General features: G+C 51.7%; 18 protein-coding genes. 10 read left to right on the forward strand and 8 right to left on the reverse strand.

All coding sequences use genetic code 11. From position 1 onward, the window contains the following. Positions 1 to 11: 11 nt before the first annotated feature. From secD to clpA, 5 genes are all read left to right on the forward strand, one after another. Positions 12 to 1,841: a protein translocase subunit SecD gene (gene secD / locus CHB59_RS07640; RefSeq protein WP_089375653.1), complete on the forward strand. Its 1,830-nt coding sequence runs from the start codon at positions 12 to 14 to the stop codon at positions 1,839 to 1,841. 36 nt (positions 1,842 to 1,877) lie between these two features. Next, a complete protein-coding gene (gene secF / locus CHB59_RS07645) occupies positions 1,878 to 2,816 on the forward strand; it encodes a protein translocase subunit SecF (protein WP_089375654.1) in 939 nt (312 codons plus the stop codon). 46 nt (positions 2,817 to 2,862) lie between these two features. Then, positions 2,863 to 4,128 (forward strand): HlyC/CorC family transporter, encoded by a 1,266-nt coding sequence (locus CHB59_RS07650; protein WP_425435869.1) that lies wholly within the window; start codon positions 2,863 to 2,865, stop codon positions 4,126 to 4,128. A gap of 109 nt (positions 4,129 to 4,237) precedes the next feature. Continuing rightward, positions 4,238 to 4,549 carry an ATP-dependent Clp protease adapter ClpS gene (clpS, locus tag CHB59_RS07655; protein WP_089375656.1) on the forward strand — a complete coding sequence of 104 codons (312 nt, stop codon included), beginning with the start codon at positions 4,238 to 4,240 and terminating at the stop codon, positions 4,547 to 4,549. 20 nt (positions 4,550 to 4,569) lie between these two features. Further along, positions 4,570 to 6,861: an ATP-dependent Clp protease ATP-binding subunit ClpA gene (gene clpA, locus CHB59_RS07660; protein ID WP_089375657.1), complete on the forward strand. Its 2,292-nt coding sequence runs from the start codon at positions 4,570 to 4,572 to the stop codon at positions 6,859 to 6,861. Positions 6,862 to 6,951: 90 nt separating this feature from the next. On the opposite strand, the gene CHB59_RS07665 is transcribed toward clpA, so the two are convergent. Both CHB59_RS07665 and CHB59_RS07670 read right to left on the reverse strand, forming a co-directional pair. Beyond that, a complete protein-coding gene (locus tag CHB59_RS07665; RefSeq protein WP_089375658.1) occupies positions 6,952 to 7,569 on the reverse strand; it encodes a glutathione S-transferase in 618 nt (205 codons plus the stop codon). A 1-nt stretch (position 7,570) separates the two neighbouring features. Continuing rightward, positions 7,571 to 8,584 (reverse strand): quinone-dependent dihydroorotate dehydrogenase, encoded by a 1,014-nt coding sequence (locus tag CHB59_RS07670; protein ID WP_089375659.1) that lies wholly within the window; start codon positions 8,582 to 8,584, stop codon positions 7,571 to 7,573. Positions 8,585 to 9,067: 483 nt separating this feature from the next. Here CHB59_RS07670 and CHB59_RS07675 point away from each other — a divergent pair, with 483 nt between their 5' ends. Then, complete coding sequence (locus tag CHB59_RS07675) at positions 9,068 to 9,961, forward strand: dihydrodipicolinate synthase family protein (protein WP_089375660.1); 894 nt, start codon at positions 9,068 to 9,070, stop codon at positions 9,959 to 9,961. 90 nt (positions 9,962 to 10,051) lie between these two features. Here the strand turns inward: CHB59_RS07675 and CHB59_RS07680 are convergent, their stop codons facing one another. The 6 genes from CHB59_RS07680 to cysS form a co-directional block, all read right to left on the reverse strand. After that, positions 10,052 to 10,387 carry a P-II family nitrogen regulator gene (locus CHB59_RS07680; protein ID WP_089375661.1) on the reverse strand — a complete coding sequence of 112 codons (336 nt, stop codon included), beginning with the start codon at positions 10,385 to 10,387 and terminating at the stop codon, positions 10,052 to 10,054. 12 nt (positions 10,388 to 10,399) lie between these two features. Continuing rightward, positions 10,400 to 13,501: an efflux RND transporter permease subunit gene (locus tag CHB59_RS07685; protein WP_089375662.1), complete on the reverse strand. Its 3,102-nt coding sequence runs from the start codon at positions 13,499 to 13,501 to the stop codon at positions 10,400 to 10,402. 2 nt (positions 13,502 to 13,503) lie between these two features. Then, on the reverse strand, positions 13,504 to 14,685 hold the full coding sequence (locus tag CHB59_RS07690; protein WP_089375663.1) for an efflux RND transporter periplasmic adaptor subunit: 1,182 nt from the start codon (positions 14,683 to 14,685) through the stop codon (positions 13,504 to 13,506). After that, complete coding sequence (locus tag CHB59_RS07695; RefSeq protein ID WP_089375664.1) at positions 14,685 to 15,989, reverse strand: TolC family protein; 1,305 nt, start codon at positions 15,987 to 15,989, stop codon at positions 14,685 to 14,687. Before CHB59_RS07695 ends, CHB59_RS07690 begins: the two co-directional genes overlap by 1 nt. Before the next feature lie 229 nt (positions 15,990 to 16,218). Further along, the gene (locus CHB59_RS07700; protein ID WP_089375665.1) at positions 16,219 to 16,503 is read right to left on the reverse strand and encodes a hypothetical protein; all 285 of its coding nucleotides are present in this window, start codon (positions 16,501 to 16,503) and stop codon (positions 16,219 to 16,221) included. Between the two features lie 58 nt (positions 16,504 to 16,561). Next, positions 16,562 to 17,929: a cysteine--tRNA ligase gene (cysS, locus tag CHB59_RS07705; protein ID WP_089375666.1), complete on the reverse strand. Its 1,368-nt coding sequence runs from the start codon at positions 17,927 to 17,929 to the stop codon at positions 16,562 to 16,564. Positions 17,930 to 18,071: 142 nt separating this feature from the next. On the opposite strand from cysS, the gene CHB59_RS07710 reads away from it, so the two are divergent. Genes CHB59_RS07710 through CHB59_RS07725 form a run of 4 tightly spaced genes read left to right on the forward strand, consistent with a single transcriptional unit; the run spans position 18,072 to position 21,659 of the window. Continuing rightward, positions 18,072 to 19,193 (forward strand): nuclear transport factor 2 family protein, encoded by a 1,122-nt coding sequence (locus CHB59_RS07710; RefSeq protein ID WP_089375667.1) that lies wholly within the window; start codon positions 18,072 to 18,074, stop codon positions 19,191 to 19,193. A gap of 14 nt (positions 19,194 to 19,207) precedes the next feature. Continuing rightward, a complete protein-coding gene (locus CHB59_RS07715) occupies positions 19,208 to 20,422 on the forward strand; it encodes a L,D-transpeptidase family protein (protein ID WP_089375668.1) in 1,215 nt (404 codons plus the stop codon). Positions 20,423 to 20,451: 29 nt separating this feature from the next. Next, entirely contained in the window at positions 20,452 to 21,171 is a 720-nt protein-coding gene (locus CHB59_RS07720; RefSeq protein ID WP_089375669.1) for a peptidylprolyl isomerase, read from the forward strand. After that, positions 21,168 to 21,659: a peptidylprolyl isomerase gene (locus CHB59_RS07725; protein ID WP_089375670.1), complete on the forward strand. Its 492-nt coding sequence runs from the start codon at positions 21,168 to 21,170 to the stop codon at positions 21,657 to 21,659. The genes CHB59_RS07720 and CHB59_RS07725 overlap by 4 nt, the downstream gene beginning before the upstream one ends. Positions 21,660 to 21,667 lie beyond the last annotated feature (8 nt).

Genomic DNA, 21,667 nt, shown 5'->3' on the forward strand with positions numbered 1-21,667 from the left:
CGAGCTGCTTCATGAACCGCTACCCTTTATGGAAATACCTGATGGTGCTGGTTGTCGTCCTTGTGGGACTGCTTTACGCAGCTCCCAACCTGTTTGGCGAATCCCCAGCTGTTCAGATCACGGCCACCAAAGCCAACATCAAGATAGATTCCGCCCTGCTGGAGAATACGGAAAACATCCTCAACCAGGAGAAGGTTCCATTTGAAGCACTGTTCCTGGATGCCACCGGCGTCAAGGTGCGCTTTCCCAATACGGACGTGCAGTTACATGCACGAGACGTGTTACAGACACATCTGGGCAAGGATTACGTTATTGCCTTAAACCTGCTGTCCCGTTCGCCAGAATGGCTGCGCAGCATAGGCGCCCGCCCGATGTACCTGGGCCTGGACCTGCGTGGTGGCGTGCACTTCCTGTTGCAGGTCGATATGAAAGCGGCACTGGACCAAGCAGCTGAACGTTATGTCGGCGATTTCCGCAGCGCATTGCGCAATGCCCGCCTCAATTACCTTGGTGTTTCACGTGATGGTCAATCTGTCAGTATCCGCTTCAAGGACCAGGCAGAGCTGGGCAAGGCGCAACGCGCGCTGGAAAAGGAATATCCTGACCTTACCTTCCGCAGTAGCGATCGCGGGACGGATAAGCTCCTGACCGCAGTTCTGAGCGAACCAGCAAAAAAACGCATTCAGGAATTCGCCCTCAAGCAGAATATCCAGACCCTGCATAACCGTATCAATGAACTGGGTGTTGCCGAGCCCGTCATCCAGCAACAAGGCCTGGATCGCGTAGTGGTTCAGCTGCCAGGGGTTCAGGATACCGCCAAGGCCAAGGAGATCCTCGGGCGCACTGCCACCCTGGAAATCCGCATGGTGGATGAAGACAAGAGCAATGCCGTCAGCCTGGAAAATGCATCCAAAGGCCAGGTACCCTTCGGCACTGAATTCTTCACCGACCGTAACGGCATCCCGATGCTGGTCAAGAAGAATGTGGTACTGACTGGCGACTATATTACCGATGCAGGTCCTGGCATGGATCAGCAAGGTGGCGGTGCTGTCGTGCATGTCACCCTGGATGGACGCGGTGCCCGGATTTTCAAACAGGCAACCCGTGAGAACGTAGGCAAACGCATGGCTATCCTGCTGATTGAAAAAGGCCAGGCAGAAGTCATTACTGCTCCTGTTATCCGCGAGGAAATTGGTGGTGGTCGCGTGCAGATCTCCGGCATGGCCAATACCCAGGAAGCCACTGATGTTGCCTTGCTGCTGCGTGCAGGTGCATTGGCTGCGCCAATGGAAATCATTGAAGAACGCACTGTAGGCCCAAGCATGGGTGAAGCCAATATCGAACGTGGTATGCATTCCACGCTATGGGGCTTCGTTGCCATATCTCTGTTCATGATCGTCTACTACATGCTGTTTGGCAGCGTGTCCGTGCTGGCCTTGAGTATCAACCTGCTGCTGCTGGTTGCGCTGCTCTCCATGTTGCAGGCCACGCTGACCCTGCCTGGTATTGCCGCCGTCGCGCTGACACTAGGTATGGCGATTGATGCCAACGTGCTGATCAACGAACGTATCCGTGAGGAACTGCGCAACGGCAATACGCCGCAAGCAAGCATCCATGCTGGCTATGATCGCGCATTTGGCACTATTCTTGATGCAAACGTGACTACCATGATTGCAGGCCTGGCCCTATTCATGTTTGGTACAGGGCCGGTCAAGGGCTTTGCCGTCGTGCACGTGCTGGGCATCCTTACCTCGATGTTCTCAGCGGTTCTGGTGTCTCGTGCAGTGATCAACCTGATCTATGGCTATCGCCGCAAGATCAGCAAACTGTCCATCGGTTAACTATCGATCAACTGGTAAATCACTAGAGTAAATATCATGGAATTTTTCAGAATCAAAAAAGATATACCGTTTATGAGCTATGGTCGTCTCACGACCACCATCTCGCTCGTGACTTTCCTGTTATCGGTATTCTTCCTGTTCCACAAAGGCCTGCATCTGGGTGTCGACTTCACTGGCGGCACCATGATGGAGGTCAACTATCCACAGGCAGCCAATCTTGACAACATTCGCAAGGCAGTGGATAGCATCGGGCTCAAGGATGCTACGGTACAGAATTTTGGTACCAGTCAGGACGTCCTGATCCGCCTGCCGATCAAGCCTGGCCTATCCACAGCACAGCTTTCTGAGAATGTGCTCAGCGCATTATCAACTGTGGACCCTGCAGTCAAATTGCAGCGTGTCGAGTTCGTCGGCCCACAGGTTGGCCAGGAACTATATGACAAAGGGGCCTTAGCCATGCTGTTTGTCTGCGTCGGCATCATGGCTTATCTTGCCATACGCTTTGAATGGCGCTTTGCTGTCGCTGCCGTTATCGCCAACATGCACGATGTTGTCATCATTCTTGGCTTCTTTGCATTCTTCCAGTGGGAGTTCAACCTGACCGTACTAGCCGCCATTCTGGCTGTACTGGGTTACTCCGTGAACGAATCCGTCGTCGTCTTTGACCGGGTACGTGAAAACTTCCGCAAAATGCGTAAAGCCAGCGTTCCTGACGTCATTAACAACGCCATTACACGCACTATGTCACGTACCATCATCACTCACTTCTCCACAGAACTGATGGTGTTGTCCATGTTGTTCTTTGGCGGCGAGGTATTACATAACTTCGCCCTGGCGCTGACCATCGGCATCCTGTTCGGCATTTACTCCTCCGTGCTGGTCGCCAGCCCGATTGCCCTCTATCTGGGCGTTTCACGCGAGAACCTGATCGGTGGTGGTCCGGAGAAAAAAACCGAGGCTGAAGCCCTACCTTGACAAAGATGGCGTTTCACGCCGACACTAACGGTATCTAGTTTACTGATTGATACCGTTGGACAGTTCCTTACCATGGCAGCTGGGCAGTCTTGCCCTGCTGCTGTTTGCTTCTGCATTTTTCTCCATGGCCGAAACCAGCCTGCTCATGCTGAACAGGCACCGGCTCAAAATTCTCGCCCAAAAAGGCATCCGTAGTGCAGAATTCGCCACTCGGCTGCTCAATGAACGCGAACAATTCCTTGGCGCCATCCTGCTGGGTAACACACTGGCCAATGCTGCAGCTGCCACATTGGCAGCTTTCATCAGCATTCGCCTGTTCTCGCTTGGTGAACTACTGATGCCGGTATCGACATTAATCATCACCTTTGCAATCCTGGTCTTCAGTGAAATCACTCCCAAGGTGATTGCAGCGCGCCATGCAGAACCCCTGGCATTGGCATTCAGCTACATACTCCTGCCACTGGTCAAAGCGGGCTATCCCCTGATCTGGCTTGCCAATCTATGTGCCAACATTTTGTTGCGCCTGCTGGGGATGAAAGTCAGCTTCACGGAAAGCAACCACACCACCAGCATTGAAGAGTTACGCAGCATTTTCAGCGAAACCACCAGCCCCATTCCACAAAAACATCGTGAAGTCTTGCTCAATCTACTGGATCTTGAACAGACAACTGTAGATGACATCATGACGGTACACACCCAGCTTGAAATTGTAGATGTTGATGCCGCGCTGGAGGATATCCAGCAGCTCATCATTCAAAGTGAACATACCAGGCTACCGGTGCGCAAAGGTCCGAAAGAAGAAATCATCGGCATGTTGCACATCCGCAAGATCATCACAGCGATGCGCGATCAACCATTGAGCCTGCAATTGCTGACCCAATATATCGAGCTGCCTTATTTCATTCCCTCCGGCACACCGTTATATACCCAGATGCAGGAGTTCCAACAGTGCCATCAACGTATCGCGCTGGTTGTGGATGAATATGGCGAACTCAAGGGCCTGGTTACCCTGGAAGATATCGTCAAGGCCATTATCGGCGATTTTGCCAGTGATACGATTGAGCAACAGCAAGCCTATCGCCAGGAAACACAAGGCAGCTGGCTGGTTGACGCCAGCCTGAGTCTGCGTGATATTAACAAGCGGCTTGGTATCAACTTACCGGTCGATGGGCCACGGACGCTGAATGGTCTTGTCATTGAACATTTCGAAGATATTCCGGAATCTGGGATCGGCCTGAAAATCGGCGATTTCAAGCTGGAAATCGTTAAAACCCGGGATAGAACCGTGAAAACAGTACGAATCTACCCATAATCTCATCCAGATATTGACACAAACCCTGCTTCACACCCAGAGAAAGGGAATAACCCTACTCTCTGGAGACTTGAAAATTTCTGCATTCGGCTCAAAATAGACTATAACCATGGCTAGTATCAAACATCAGGACAATATCGTCGAGAAGACGGGCAAAGCCAGTATCAAGCCACCATCGATGTATAAGGTCATTCTGTTGAATGACGATTACACTCCTATGGAGTTTGTGGTTGATGTCATGCAACGTTTTTTTCATAAAAACCGTGAACAAGCAACACAAATCATGCTCCAAGTACATACCAAGGGCGCAGGCGTATGTGGTGTCTACCCACATGGCATCGCTGAAACCAAGGTAAATCAAGTTGTTGAATATGCCCGTGAGCACCAGCACCCGCTGCAATGCATCATGGAAGAAGCCTGAAGAAAGCTGAGGAAGCTTAAATGATCGCGCAAGAACTGGAAGTATCCCTACATATGGCATTCATGGATGCCCGGCAGAAACGCCATGAGCTCATCACGGTGGAGCACCTGCTGCTGGCGATGATAGACAATCCGACTGCAGCGGATGTATTACGCTCTTGCGGTGCCAACCTTGAGAATTTGCGCAACGAACTCAATCACTATATTGAAGAGCATACGCCTACAGTGGAAGGTAATGAGGAAGTAGATACCCAACCAACACTGGGATTCCAGCGCGTGATCCAGCGTGCCATTCTTCATGTGCAATCCTCCGGCAAGAAGGAAGTGACTGGCGCCAACGTACTGGTTGCCATTTATGGGGAAAAAGACTCGCATGCCGTATTCTTCCTGCACCAGCAAGGCATTACACGCCTGGATGTAGTGAACTATATTTCCCATGGAGTTGCTCGGGTAGCCGACGACAATACTTCCAAACGGCCAGAAACCGAGCAGGAAGCAGAAACCGAGGCATCTCCTGCCAGCGCCCTGGAAAACTATACGCTGAACCTCAACCAGCAAGTCCTGGCAGGCAAGATTGATCCGCTAATCGGGCGTGCGCAGGAACTGGAGCGCGTCATCCAGACATTGTGCCGCCGCCGCAAGAACAATCCTTTGCTGGTCGGAGAGGCCGGTGTCGGGAAAACAGCCATTGCCGAAGGCTTGGCGCGCCGTATTGTGGAAAACAATGTCCCCGAAGTGCTGGCAAATGCCGTCATCTATTCACTGGATATGGGTGCCTTGCTGGCAGGGACCAAATACCGTGGTGATTTCGAGCAACGTCTCAAGGCTGTCATGAAGAAACTGGCAGAACAGCCTGATGCTATCCTGTTCATCGACGAGATTCATACCCTGATTGGCGCCGGCGCCGCAAGTGGGGGCACATTGGATGCCTCTAACCTGTTGAAACCAGCACTTTCCAATGGCTCCCTGAAATGCATTGGTGCAACCACCTATCAGGAATTCCGCAGTATTTTCGAGAAAGATCATGCGCTTTCCCGCAGATTCCAAAAAGTGGATGTCATTGAGCCCAGCGTTGCCGAAACCGTTGAAATCCTCAAGGGCCTCAAATCGCGTTTTGAACAGCACCACAGCGTGAAATACACAAACTCCGCCCTGAATACTGCAGCTGAACTGTCAGCACGGTATATCAACGACCGCCATCTGCCAGACAAGGCCATTGACGTGATTGATGAAGCAGGTGCTGCACAGCGTATCCTGCCGAAATCCCGGCAGAAGAAAGTAATTGGCAACAAAGAGATCGAAGACATTATTGCCAAGGTGGCGCGTATTCCACCCAAGAACATATCCAGCGATGACCGCAACGCGCTGAAAACGCTGGAACGCGATCTCAAGGCCACAGTCTTTGGGCAGGACAAAGCCATTGAGGCATTGTCTGCGGCCATCAAGATGGCGCGTAGCGGCCTGGGCAGTCTCAGTAAACCCATAGGCTCCTTCCTGTTTTCCGGCCCGACCGGGGTCGGCAAGACAGAAGTGGCCAAGCAACTCGCCTATACCCTGGGAGTGGAGCTGATCCGCTTCGATATGTCGGAATACATGGAACGTCACGCCGTATCGCGCCTGATCGGAGCGCCTCCGGGCTATGTCGGGTTCGAGCAGGGAGGCTTGTTGACGGAAGCCATCAACAAGACACCCTACTGCGTACTGCTGCTTGATGAAATCGAGAAAGCACATCCGGATATCTTCAATATCCTGCTTCAGGTCATGGATCATGGCACGTTAACTGACAACAATGGCCGCAAGGCGGATTTCCGCAATGTCACCATCATCATGACCACGAATGCTGGAGCAGAAGCGATCAACAAGACCAGTATCGGCTTCACCCTGGGCAGCAACTCCGGTGACGAGATGGGCGATATCAAGCGCCTGTTCAGCCCTGAGTTCCGCAACCGGCTGGATGCGACCGTCTCGTTTGCATCGCTGTCACAGGACATTATCATCCGTGTGGTCGATAAATTCCTCATGCAGCTCGAAGACCAACTGCACGAGAAGAAGGTGGAAGCGACCTTCAGCGATGCACTCAAGGCCTATCTGGGCAAAAAGGGCTTTGATCCGCTCATGGGTGCCCGTCCGATGTCACGCTTGATCCAGGACACCATTCGTCGCGCATTGGCAGATGAGCTGCTGTTTGGCAAACTGGCAAACGGTGGCTACGTGCATGTGGATATTGATGAAAATGACAATATCAAGCTCAGTTTTGACGAGCCGGGCAAGCCTGAAGACAAATCGGCCCTGGAGGCTGATATGGCGGGTTAATGCCTGACCTTAACAAGGTGATGCCATTCAGAAGAAACGCCGCAGGAATGCGGCGTTTTTGTTCGTTCAGCCCACCTGGATGTAATCAGCCTAACTTACATAAGCCGGATACTTCTGCATGACGGCGGCAAAACGTTCGCTTTCCAACCATGCCTGCAACCAGGCTTGCAACCGTGGATAAGGTGCCTGATCAAACCAGGCCTGGTCTACCATGGAGAACTGGCGCACGAACGGAAATATCGCTACATCTGCCATTGTGGTACGCTCTCCTAGCAGGCAAGACTGCTGCTGCAAACATAACTCCAATTGCTGCAGGAATATCTCACCCTGCGCACGATATGCCTCAGGTGGCTGCTCTGGAAAACGAATTGCGTATTTATACCGGTCCAGTGCGCGCTTGAACGGTCCGTCATTCTCGGCAATCAATCTTTCCGCCTGCGCCAGCTGGCTCGGACTACCAAGCCAGTCCTCAGGATCATGCTGTTGTAACGCCCAGCGTATGATATCCAGGCTCTCATCGATCACCACACCATCAGGCAATACCAGCACCGGCACGGTGCCCTTCGGTGATATCTGCAGCATATGCGCAGGTTTGGCCGTAAACACTATCTCGCGTATATCCACTGCGATGCCTGCATAATGCAATGCCATGCGGGCACGCATGGCATAAGGACAACGCCGGTAGGAATACAGGATAATTTGTGCCACCTTAGCCCAGCTTGCGACAGATTTCGTCGATCAGTACCGGGCCACGATACACCAAGCCACTGTAAACCTGAACCAAACTGGCACCTGCTGCGATTTTCTGCTCAGCATCTTCGCCACTGAGAATCCCGCCCACGCCAATGACAGGCAGTGCACCGGCAAGATGTCCAACCAGTGACCGGATCACGGCAGTGGAGCGATCACGCACTGGAGCACCGGACAATCCTCCGGCTTCTTCCGCATGCGGTAGCCCCTGCACGGCATCACGGGCCAGCGTGGTATTGGTTGCGATAACCCCATCAAACTGGTACTGCATCAACAGGCCGGCAATATCCGCAATCTGCGCCTCATCAAGGTCAGGGGCAATTTTCAGGGCGATAGGCACATATTTCCCATGCTGATCAGCCAATTGCTGTTGCTCGGCTTTCAAGGCCTGCAATAACGATGCCAGTGCCTCTTTTTCCTGTAATGCCCGCAAGTTCTTGGTATTGGGAGATGAAATGTTCACTGTCACGTAATGTGCATGGGCATAAACTTTACGCAGGCAATACAGGTAATCATCCACAGCTTTTTCATTGGGTGTATCAAAATTCTTGCCAATGTTGATGCCAAGGATGCCCTGGTATCGTGCGGCTGCCACATTACGCAACAACACATCTACGCCAAGATTATTGAACCCGAAACGATTGATGATGCCCTGGGCATCAGGCAGACGGAACATGCGCGGCTTAGGATTGCCGGGCTGAGGCCGTGGGGTAATCGTCCCGATTTCAATAAACCCAAAGCCCAACCCTGCCAGCGCATCGATATAGGCACCATTCTTGTCCAGTCCGGCCGCCAGGCCTACGGGGTTGGGGAACTGAATCCCCATTACCTCACGTGGTCGACATTTTGCAGGTTGCGGATAGAGGTTCAATATCCCCAGGCGCTCCAGGCGCTTCAGGTTCTTGAGAGTGAAATCATGAGCATGTTCGGCATTCAGGCGGAACAACCAAGGTTTGGCAATGGAATACATCATTCCCGGATTTTACCGGAAATTGATGAAATGCTCACCGCCATACGTTCGTCAGAGTATTACGCATATCACATCTATAAGGCTCACTCTCCAAGCCAGCAATGCTTAGAGAGCATACAGGGTACGTGTGTCAAATGACCTCTCAAGCAAAATAAATGTCGATCCTCTTACTTATTCTGGCCCATCGAGCTATTGTCTTATCACTCAATTAATATTGCCATGTCCCGGGGGCAGGCACCATGATTCTCCCTCCTACCTATGCCGGAGAGCAGAAAGGCATTAAATGGAAAAGATTTTTGTATGGCGAAGAAACCATATTGCCTGAACTGAGTCATTATGGAAGTTAATGGCTCAATCCGGATTGTCCACCTAGGATGGAATCAGAGTGACTGTTTCCAAATTAAATAATAGCCAAAGCACTGCATTCGCCAAAGCGCTCAAAGCCAGCATGGCTTAACTCCATCAAGAAGAAACCTGAACCATCACATGAGATTTTCCGGGCTAAGTGCATTTCCACTCACACCGATGAATGAATCTGGCATTCAAGAGCAGGTGTTTACTCAGTTAATTGACAGGCTGACCAAGGCAAGAGTGGACTCAATCGGTGTATTGGGATCCACTGGCAGCTACCCTTATCTGACCCGGCATGAGCGAGCCCAGGTCACCCAGCTTGCCTTGAGGCATGCTTGCGGCATTCCTGTCATGGTAGGCATTGGCGCGTTGCGAACACGAGATGTCCTTGACCTGGCAGAAGACGCCCAGAAGGCCGGAGCAAATGCCGTCATGCTCGCACCGGTTTCATACCAGACACTGACAGATCAGGAAGTCTACGGACTTTATGAGACTGTCAGCACGTCACTCTCCATCCCGTTATGTGTTTATGATAATCCTGCCACGACACATTTCAGCTTCAGTGATGAGCTGTTTTCCCAGATCGCACAATTGCCTCAGGTCAAATCCATCAAGATGTCTCCCTTGACAGGCGACCATACCAGCGCAAAAAACCGGGTCGATAACTTGAGGAAACTGCTTCCTGCTCATGTGTCCATCGGCGTGAGTGGGGACTGGGGCGGCCTGACCGGCCTCAAAGCAGGCTGTGACATCTGGTATTCCGCGATTGGAGGGCTCTTCCCTGAAACCATTCTGGGCATAACCCGGGATGTCCAGATGGGAGAATACGACCTGGCTGAGCAGTTTGCCAATGACCTGATTCCTATCTGGGAACTATTCAGGCGCCATGGCAGTATCAGGGTAATTGCAACAGCTGCCGAGATATTGGGAGTCACCGACCATTTTCCATTACCCCATCCTCTCAGGCCTCTTGGTGAGGAAGATCGGTTCCTGCTCAAGGCAATCCTGCAGGAATTAGAACTGAGCTGAGCTAGGCTCAACCCCTTTCACTTTTTATCCATCCTGCACATCTCAATAAAAAAGGCCTCCAAAGGAGGCCTTTGCATATGCCGCAGCTGGTTAGCACTCCATCACAATAACTTGCTCGGAGAGCCTTACCATACGCTCGACTGTGGTCACCCAGACAATGCCATCCCCTATCTGGCCAGTATGCCCAACCTCGACCAGCACCTGGAGAATGCCCTCCACCACGTCATCATGGCAGACAACTTCGATACGTACTTTCGGGCTATAGTCCGTCAGCTCTTCGCGAATACCCAGCGTCGGGCGGGACACATGGTGACCACATCCCTCCACTTTGCTGACTGTCATTCCTGGAAAACCCTTGATGTTCCGCAATGCGGAACGAATTTTCGGCAGGCGTTGTGGTGGCACGATTGCTTTGATCTCTTTCATATCAGTTCCTTATCAGGCTTCAATGCGTTTTTCTTCAAATTTACGATACAGCGTCGGCACCACTACCAGAGTCAGCAGGGTGGAAGTGATCAAGCCTCCAATCACTACAATGGCTAGCGGGCGCTGGATTTCGGAACCCGGTCCTGTCGCAAACAGGAAAGGAACCAATGCCAGCATGGCCACTGTCGCTGTCATCATGACTGGCCGGAAACGCTGGGTACAACCTTTCACGATAGCCTCCTGTTGCTCCAATCCTTCATCCCGCAAACTGCGAATGTACGAGACAAGCACCACACCATTCAGCACCGCTATCCCCCACAAGGCGATGAAGCCTACAGAAGCGGGTACTGACAGATACTCTCCTGTCAGGAACAGGGCGATAATTCCACCAATAGAAGCAAACGGCAGCACCATAATGATCATGGTTGCATAACGCACCGAATTGAACAGCAGGAACAGCAGGAAGAAAATCGCCCCGATTGTGACTGGGATGATGATCATCAGGTGGTTCATGGCTCGCTCCATATTCTGGAACTGTCCACCGAACTCAAGGTAATAGCCCTCGGGCAACTTGAGTTGCTTACTCAACACCTGCTGCAGTTCAGCAACAAAACCTCCCAGATCCCTATCCTTGACGTTAACGCCAACAACAACACGACGTTTTGCCAGCTCCCGGCTGATTTGTGCCGGCCCATCCCGCACCTCGACAGCCGCAAGATCACGCAAGGCAACTCGTGATCCATTGGGAGAAGTAATCATGAGGTTGCTGATCGCCGCAATATTGTCACGGAAATTCTCCGGATATCGCACTGCAGCACTGAAACGCCGCTGGCCTTCGTAGATCTCCGTCGCAATCTTGCCGCCGATGGCAGTTTCAATCACATCATGTACATCGGATGCATTGATGCCATGACGGGCGATTGCATGCCTGTCCACCGTGATATTGAGGTATTGCTGTCCTGAGACTTTTTCCACCTTGATCTCAGTTGCGCCCTGAACCCCACCCGCGATACGTGAGATTTCATCCGCCTTGGATTTGAGCAGATCCATATCCTCACCGAACACTTTAACGGCAACGTCGGCACGCACTCCTGTCAAAAGCTCGTCCACCCGGTCAGAGATCGGCTGCGCCATGACAATCTGCACGCCAGGCAGGGACTCTTCCAGCACGGTACGCATTTTTTCTGCGATATCATCCTGGGTCCAGCCTTCTGGCCATTCCTCACGTGGTTTGAGGCTGATGATGGGAGTGGATTCGTTTTGCGCCTGAGGGTCAGCCGGACTCTCGCCGCGACCGACACCAGATACCGCGGACTTGACTCCTGGCACTTTCTCCATAATCAGGCGCATCGCCTCATTTTCCATCTTGATGGACTCTTCAAGCGAAATGTTCGGGACACGGTTGATACCAGGAACAATGGAGCCTTCCCGCATTTCGGGAATGAAAGAGGTTCCAAGGAAAGGCACAAGTAGAATCGTACCTACAAACAACACTCCAGCTGCAACTATCGTAGTTTTTCCGTGGGAAAGTGACCAATTAAGCAGACGCAGATAAGGCCGCTTGATCGCCTGAATCAGGCGCGTATCTTCGCCACTGCCACCCTTCAGGATGTACGAGCACAACACCGGAGACAAAGTCAGGGAAATAACCAGAGAAATGAACAAGGCGATAGCAATCGTCAACGCCAGCGGCGCAAACATTTTGCCTTCCATGCCCTGCAATGTCATCAATGGCAGGAATACCAGAATGATGACCCCGACGCCGAACAGTACTGGCGTACCGACTTCAGCTGCAGCCTCCAGCACTACGCGGACCTTGCTTTCTCCTTGCCGATGCCCAAGATGGTGAAAGGCATTCTCGACCACCACTACCGAACCGTCCACCATCAGGCCAATGGCAATTGCCAGACCACCCAATGACATCAGATTGGCAGAAATTCCATAATGATCCATGGCCATGAACGTGATCAGGGGCGTCAGGATCAATGTACTGACCACAATCAAGCTGGACCGCACATCGCCCAGGAACAGGAACAGAATGATGACGACAAGAATAATGCCTTCGATCAACACCTTGGTCACGGTATGCAAGGCCGCATCCACCAGCTCGCTTCTATCGTAATAAGGCACGATTTGCAGACCACCGGGTAACATGCCCTGCTCATTGATCTCCTTGACTCTGGCCTTGACCCGACTCACGACTTCCTTGGCGTTCCCTCCGCGCATCATAATGACAATACCGCCTACTGACTCGGTATAGCCATTCTTGACTACGGCACCGACACGCACCTCATGGCCGATCTGTACTTCGGCCACATCCCGGATATAAACCGGTACGCCATTCTGCTCCTTGAGCACGATATTGCGGATATCGTCCAGGTCCTGAATCAGGCCCACCCCACGAATCAGGTACTGCTCTGCATAACGCGGCAATACACCGCCACCACTATTGGCATTATTCCGAGCAAGCGCCATGTAGACATCCTGCAGCGTCAGGCCGTAATGACTCATGCGATCCGGATTGACCAGAGCCTGGTATTGCTTGACATATCCACCCTGGGAGTTAATCTCGGCGATGCCGGGAATACCGCGCAACAATGGCCTGACTACCCAGTCCTGCACAGAGCGTCGCTCAGTCAGCTCTTCACGTGATAATTCCTTTTCCCCATCAGTCGGTTTCTCCAGTGTGAACTGGTACACCTCACCCAGCCCGGTTGCCACTGGCCCAAGAATGGGCGTCACACCTTCTGGCATGCGCTCCATTACCTCCATCAGGCGTTCCATGACCAACTGACGTGCAAAATAGACATCTGTGCTATCAGTGAACACCAGGGTAATCAACGAGAGGCCATTCCGGTTCATGGAGCGCATTTCCTCCAGTCCGGGTAAGCCTGTCATGGCAATTTCCAGAGGCACGGCAATAAAACGTTCCACTTCCTCCGGGGAACGCCCTGGCGCCTGGGTCGCAATCAACACCTGAACATTGGTCACATCAGGAAATGCATCAACAGACAGCCTGTTGAGGGCAAATGCCCCCGCTGCCATCAGAGCAAGCGCCACGACAATCACTATCAGGCGCTGCTTGAGGGCAGCTCTAATCAGAGATTCAATCATGGTTATTCCAGCTCCTTGCGCTTACGCTCATTGTTCACATGGAATGCACCATCGATAATAATGGTCTCACCCTCAACCAAGCCAGAACGCACAGCCACCATTTCATTGTATTCAGTCCCCAGTTCCACTTCACGCAGGCGGAATTTATTGGGGGATATTTCAACGAAGACATGATCCTTGTCGTTCTCGCGAATGACAGCACGGCGCGGCACCGCCAGCTGTTCCACTGCTTTGGATTGCACCAGCATAGAGACCAGCATATCCGGCTTCAGTGCTTCATCTTCATTGCTAAGATCCGTACGCACCGTCACGGTCCGTGTCAGCGGATTCACAATATCGCCAACAAAAATGAGTTTGCCAGTGAACTTGCGGTTGCTGAGCGCAGGTACTTCGATATCCACATCTTCCCCTTCCTGCACCAGTTCTGCCTGTTGTTCAGGCACCTCTGCCACGGCCCAGACTCGTGACAGGTCTGCCACGATAAACAACTCTTCTGCTGGCTGAACCACCTGCCCCAGATTGACTTTACGGCTGATGACAGTGCCTGAAAGACGTGCATATACACTACTGTAGGAGCGCATTTGGCCGGAACTGGCAATCTGGGCTATCGCCTTGTCAGACATACCCAATATATGCAACTGCTCCGTAGCCGTATACAAATCTGCATGGGCAGCACTGAGTTCCGCCTCACGACGCTGCAACTCGGCAGCACCGATCACATCCGCCTCGAACAACTGTTTCGCGCGTTCCACAGATTTAGTCTGCAACGCAATCTGCTGTGAAGCCTTGATATACAACAATTGGTTTTGTGCCAGCTCGGTGCTGTTCAATGTCGCCAGCACTTCACCCTGTCTGACGTCCTGCCCGAGAATGACATTGATGTCGCTAATGCGTCCTGTCACCGAGGCACCGATTCTGGCTACCCGTTGATCATCAACCTGGATACTGCCTGGCACCCGCAGGATTTCACGAATTTCGGCCTTGCTTGCTGGCGCCAGCTTGGCTTGACTTTGCAACAATGGTGAAAGCTCGACAATATAAGGATCAGTAGGCACTTTTTCTGCTTGCGCCTCTGAGTCAGCAGCTGGTTTGCAGGCTGTGAGCAATGCGGCCAGAGCCACAGCAGACATCCACAATAAAGGCGTGCCGATATGAAGTGGCTTGTTAAAAGAATGAGAAAACATTACGGCTTAACCTCCAGAAGTTCAGTTCCCAGCAAGCGTTCTATCTCCAACATGCTGCTGACATAATCAAATTTCGCGGCAAAATAATCCTTGCGTACCATACGGAAAGTGCGCTGGGCATCCATATACTCCAGAATGCCTCGCTCACCGTAACGATAGGCGGCCTCTGCCACTTTCAGCACTGATTCAGCCTGGCTGAGCAAGCCATTCTCGAATGCAGACAATTGCTGCTGGGCAATCATGTAGCGCTGGTAGGCAGCCTCCATATCTCGACGTAGCCCCAACTCGCGCTCATGCAAGGTGGCCTGGCTTTGACGCACCTCAGCCCCAGCAGCAGCAATCGGGCCTTGTCGCCTGTCCCATAGCGGCAGTGGAATGGCAACACCGAAGCGCAATTGCCTGAGATCAGGATCCTCCTCCACACTGGCCTTCAAGGTCAGTCCCGGATTACGCAGGCGCTCTTCCAGCTTCAGCTTGGCTTCTGCTGTTTCTGTCACGGCACGCAACTGGGATAATTGCGGGCTTTGCACGATTTGCTCACGCAATTGCTCCAAGGATGGCAATCCATAGACCATCGGTAATTCGCCTTCCACCTCATAATCAAGCGGCACACCAGCGCCCACCAGACCACGCAGATAGGCCTTGCCTTCTGTCACTCTAACCAGGGCTGTCTGGTAATCACGCTCTGCAGCTAATGCTTCTGTATCTGCCTTGATCAATTCATATCGGGGAGATTCACCTGTATCGACACGCAATTTGACCCGCTCACGAATCTGCTGCAGGAGATTTCTGTCCCCTTCCACCAGTTTGAGCACTGCTTTGCGCTGCAGCACGTCATAAAAAGCGTTTTTGACGCGGGAGCGTAACTCAATCCGAACCAGATCCATGCCGGCATCTGCTACTTTTGTCCCAGACTCAGCAGCTTCAATTTTGGCATTACGCACCCACGGAAAATCAAGCGCTTGTGATAACCCGACGTTCCAGTTGCGATGATCACCCTGGCCACCAGGCGTCAGGTACCGGCTTGGCCCCATGAGGGCTTCGACTTGAGGATTGCTGTAAGTGGATGCTGTGGTAACTGCAGCCTCAGCAACATCCCTCTGCGCAGTAGCAATCCCAAGCACAGGATTATGCTGCATGGCAGTATCGATCATTTCCGGCAGCGTATATGCTGCCAGTGCAGGTGTAGCAATCCAGCATGCCAGCACTACAGATAGCATACGCACCATCAAAGCGCGCGGACGCTCCTGTTGCACCAGCAATGTACCCTGCTTATGCATTTCTACATCTATATTTGTTTTCATATCACTCTGTACTGATTGATCAAACTCATTGCGGCTTGTATCGCATCAATACACCATCCACGATGTCTGGTGTATTCGGGATATATCACCTGTCCCAATGGAATTGCCTATGGAAATATCCGTAGCAAACCCTGGGCCAGGTCATCATCAAATTGTTCTCGCACTACCCTTCATCTGCACATACATGTTTCTTTTCCTGAAACATACAGACGGATTCAGGGTGTCACAATCATGCAATCGGGGGACGGGTAATCAGAAAGAGGTCAGGTTGGAGATAAGACTCTGCCAGAACGGCAAGTTTAAGATCAAACACAAAGGAAGGCCGCATCAGTGGCAGATGCAATACCAGGATAGGCTCGCTGACATCACGATCATTATCCATCTCAACATGCTGCACATGCGTCAGTGCTGGTGCATCGAAGTCCATCGCATACGATTGCTCGGCTTGCTGCGCAAACAAACACATACACACAATGACACTGAATAACGCGAATAAGCGTTTGGCAAAAGACATAGCTTTTATTATAGACACAAACCGTACTGCTGAGAACCATTCTCAGCATCATGCGGAATTATTGGCGGCGCCAGGTGGTACCTTGCGCTGTATCCTCCAGAATCACGCCTTGGCCTGCCAGAACGGTACGAATACGATCAGCCTCGGAGAAGTTCTTGTGCTTGCGGGCCAGCAACCGCTCTTCGATCAGACGCTCGATCTCCTCAACCGCAATGCCAGCCTCACCATCACCCTTGAGAAAATCATCAGGATGACGCTGCAGCAATCCAAGCTGCCCGGCTAGCGCCTTGAGCAGTCCGGCAGACGCCAGCGCCTCACCACGATTGGTTTCGCTGGCCAGGTCAAACAGCACGGCGAAAGCTTCCGGCGTATTGAAATCATCATCAAGCGCCTGCTTGAAGCGCGCAGCATATGGCTGTTGCCAGTCAATTTCCACCAAGGGAACCTCCAGGCCGCGCAAAGCCGTATATAGCCGGGTCAGCGCCTGTTTGGCATCATTCAGGTGCTGGTCTGAATAATTGAGCGGACTGCGGTACTGCGCCCGTAAAATAAAAAAGCGCACCACTTCGGCATCATATTTTTCCAGCACTTCACGAATGGTGAAGAAATTACCCAGCGACTTCGACATCTTCTCGTCATCAACCCGGATGAACCCATTATGCATCCAGTAATTGACAAATGAACAGTCGTGAGCCCCCTCACTCTGGGCAATTTCGTTTTCATGATGTGGGAACTGCAAATCCTGCCCACCGCCATGAATGTCAAAATGATCGCCCAGATGATGCTCGCCCATGGCTGAGCATTCGATATGCCACCCTGGACGGCCAGCACCCCAAGGAGAGTCCCAACTGGGCTCACCAGGCTTGGCAGCTTTCCATAACACAAAATCCATAGGATCACGTTTGTGAACACCCACTTCCACACGCTCTCCGGCGCGCAGGTCTTCAAGAGATTTACCTGATAACTTGCCATAATGGCTGAAACTGGAGACAGAATAATAGACGTCCCCATTATCGGCAGCATAAGCATGTGCCTTGTCTATCAAAGTGCTGATCATGGTGATCATTTCACCGATGTAATCTGTTGCACGCGGCTCAATGTCGGGGCGTTGCACACCAAGCTGGGCAGCATCCTCATTCATCGCCTCAATGAAACGATGGGTCAATGCCGTGATGGTTTCGCCATTCTCATTGGCACGGGCAATGATTTTGTCATCAATATCCGTAATATTGCGCACATAAGAAACTTCATATCCAGTGGACCGCAGCCAGCGATTCACCATATCAAACACCACCATGACGCGAGCGTGCCCCAGATGACAATAATCATAGACTGTCATGCCGCAGACATACATGCTGACTTTGCCTGGTACGATAGGGACAAAAAGCTGCTTCTCGCGAGCAAGCGTGTTATAGATTTTCAACATGGTAATGGGTCAGGAGTTTCAGAGATGCGCTATGAAACGTGTTTTCGCATATTTCAGTTCAAATATATACAGCGATGCTAGAGCTTCTGTACGCTTATTGATAGAATTCAGGACGAATTAAATTAACATGGAATTATACCATATGGCTGTATCCCGCGTGCTGGGCCGTTGTTTGCTGATAAGTGCCCTCCTATTTCCGCTCTCAGGCTGGTCTGCTGAATTCGATGACATCAACCAGCTTGCGGAACAAGGCCACACGGCACAGGCTCTGGAACGCTTGAACAGCTATCTTGGCAAACAGCCCAAAGACGCCAAGGCATTATTCCTGAAAGGCGTGCTGCTGGCAGAGTCGGAAAAACAGGATGATGCCATCAAGGTATTCAAGGAACTTACGGAACAATATCCCCAACTCCCAGCCCCTTACAACAATCTGGCTGTACTGTATGCCTACCAGGGAAATTACGACAAAGCCCAAGCTGCCTTGGAAGCGGCCATTCGCACTCACCCCAGCTATGCTACTGCCCATGAAAATCTTGGCGACATCTATGCTCGGATGGCGTCTGAATCATATAGTCGCGCACTGCAGCTGGACACCAGCAACAGCCGGGCCCAGAGCAAACTTTCCCTGATCAAGGACTTATTACCATCCCCAGGCCAGGCAGCCAGCAATGTGGCACTCGCAGAGCCATCCCCTCCTGCCAAAGTTGCTGCAGCCACACCGGCAGTTACTACGCCAAAAGCCACCCCAACCAAACCGGTAGAAACCGAAAAACCAGCTGTGGAACTTCCAGCCAGCAAACCTGCTACGCCTACGGCACCAACTGTATCCGCAAGCAAACCGGCCGAAGCACAAAATGTTAAGCCCACAGAGCCTTCGGCACCCGTTGCAAAACCTGCCGAACCACCAAAAACCGTGGCTGCAGGTAGTGAACAAGCCATCCGTGATGCCGTCGATACATGGGCAAAAGCCTGGGCCGGAAAGAATGTCACCCAGTACCTTGCCAGCTATGCCAAGGATTTCAAGACTCCCAATGGTGAACCACGTTCCAGCTGGGAGGCAACCCGGAAAGATCGTCTCAACAAGCCGGCCAAGATTGAGTTAAAATTGAGCAATGTCCAAGTCAGCATGGACAACGCCCATACTGCCACGGTGCGTTTCCAGCAGTTTTACCAGGCTGGCCGCCTGACCCAACGCACCGGCAAGCGCTTGGTTCTTGTGCAGCAACAAGGACGCTGGCTGATTCAGCAAGAAACAAATCGGTAAAGCATGTTCAAGTTATGCTAAAAAGCTTCATCAAGCTATTCTCTGGCGGATTGCTGTTGGGCTGTTGCCTGCTTCCATGGAATGCTACGGCAGACAAGACCAGCATCATTCCTGGCAACGGCTTGTCTGCATTCAGCAGCAACCAGGCAGAACGCCTGCTGGTGCAAAGCCTGCTTGAGATCAATGAAGGCCGCCTGCGTGAAGCCCTGTCGATCATCGACCAACTCGTCAAAGCCGTCCCCAATTTCCGCCTGGCCCATATGGTGCGCGGTGACCTGCTGATGGCCTTCGCCCAGCAGCGCACCAGGATAGGTCAGGACAACACCGCAGCGCTCACAGACTTCGAAGACGAGGCCCGGGTACGCATAGAGCGGCATCTTGACTCCCAGCATGAAGGCAAGTTGCCTGATGTATTATGGCGCATGGCGCCAGACCAGCGTTATGCCATCGTGATCGAGACGTCCAAGTCCAGGCTGTATGTATACGAGAACCGGAATAACCAGCCGCATTACCTGGTGGACTACTACATCACCATGGGCAAGAACGGTAGCGAGAAATTTGTTGAGGGTGACAAGCGCACCCCGATTGGCGTATACACTGCCAGCAAGAAACTGGACCGGAAACTTCCTGATTTTTATGGTGAAGCATCCTACCCGCTCAATTACCCCAATGCATTGGATCAAAAGCAGGGCAGGAAAGGACATGGCATATGGCTGCATGGCACACCCCAGAACGTATACAGCCGTCCTCCCAAGGCCAGTGATGGCTGTGTTGTGCTGGCCAATGCAGACCTGAGGTCATTGGGTCCGATACTGCAGCAGGGGGCTACCCCAGTCATCATCAGCAACACATTGCAGTGGATATCTGTGGAAGAGGCCAGGAAAAAACAGAAATCATTGGATGCCTCGCTGGAACAATGGCGTCATGACTGGGAAACACAGAATACAGAACAGTACCTTGCCCACTACTCCAAGGATTTTTTCAGTGACAGTGGCAACCTGGAAAACTGGTCGCGAAACAAGAGACGCATCCAGGCGGCAAAATCAAAAGTGCAGATTAATTTATCCAATCTGAGTATGTTCCGTTATCCTAACGCTACAAAACCCATGGTTCAGGTCACTTTTGACCAGGATTACAGAAGTAATGTACTGGCTAACCGCATGAAAAAGCAGCAATACTGGATATGGGAAAACCAACGCTGGCAAATCATTTATGAGGGATCCGCGTGATACAGTCTTTAATATTGGAGGATATTTCGATGCGCGCAATAGTTCGTGCTTTATCAACCCCATTTCTTTCACTGGCGATACTGGTTTCCAGCCTGTCTGCGCTGGCCGCAGGTACTCCACCACAAATTGAAGTACAGACCAATCACGGCAATTTCATTATTGAGCTATATCCGGAAAAAGCACCAAAAACAGTCGAAAATTTCATCCAGTACGTTACCAGTGACTTCTATACCGGCACAACATTCCACCGCACTGTTGACCGATTCATGATCCAGGGTGGTGGGCTGACAGCGGAGATGCAAGAGAAATCCACATTCTCCCCGATAGAAAATGAATCCAATAATGGTCTTAAGAATGAATATGGTTCTATCGCCATGGCGCGTGCTTTCGCACCCGATTCAGCAACATCCCAGTTTTTTATCAACCTGTCCGACAACAAGTTCCTTAATTTTCACAAACCCGAAGCCGCCTACATTGGCTATTGTGTATTTGGCAAAGTCATCAAGGGCATAGATGTGGTTGAAAAGATCAGCAAAAGCCCGACCAAAGCAGTAGGGGCCCACCTGAATGTTCCTGTGGAACCAGTCGTGATCGAACACGTGGCCATCCTTGACCAGCCTATCAATGTTGCCGAGCGCCTGGATTACAAGCAGCCTAAAAAATTGGCGCAGACAGCTGCCCCTGCTAAAACGACCAAAACAACAAAAACAACCCCAGCATCCAAAACAACCAAAGGAAAGAAACCTTGATTAACTTGCATACAAACTTCGGTGTCATCACCCTGGAACTGGATGAGGAAAAAGCCCCCATTACCAGCGCCAACTTCATTCAATATGTCAAAGATGGGTTTTACGACAATACTATTTTCCATCGCGTCATCAACGGCTTCATGATTCAGGGTGGCGGTTTCACAACAGACATGCAACAGAAACCAACCAAGGAAGCCATCAAGAACGAAGCCAACAATGGCCTGCTGAACAAGACTTATACCATTGCCATGGCACGTACACCGGCACCAGACTCTGCCAGCAGCCAGTTTTTCATCAATGTAGCGGACAACGACTTCCTCAATTTCACAGCTCCCACTTCGCAAGGCTGGGGTTATGCCGTATTCGGTAAAGTCACCGCAGGCGCTGAAGTCATCGACAAGATCAAGCAAGTCAAGACAGGCAGCAAAAATGGCCATCAGGATGTACCGCTAGAGCCTGTCATCATCGAGCGCGCTGAACTCGTTTAATCTCAACC

The sequence above is a fragment of the Methylobacillus rhizosphaerae genome (assembly GCF_900187985.1).
GTDB classification, from domain to species: Bacteria; Pseudomonadota; Gammaproteobacteria; order Burkholderiales; family Methylophilaceae; genus Methylobacillus; species Methylobacillus rhizosphaerae.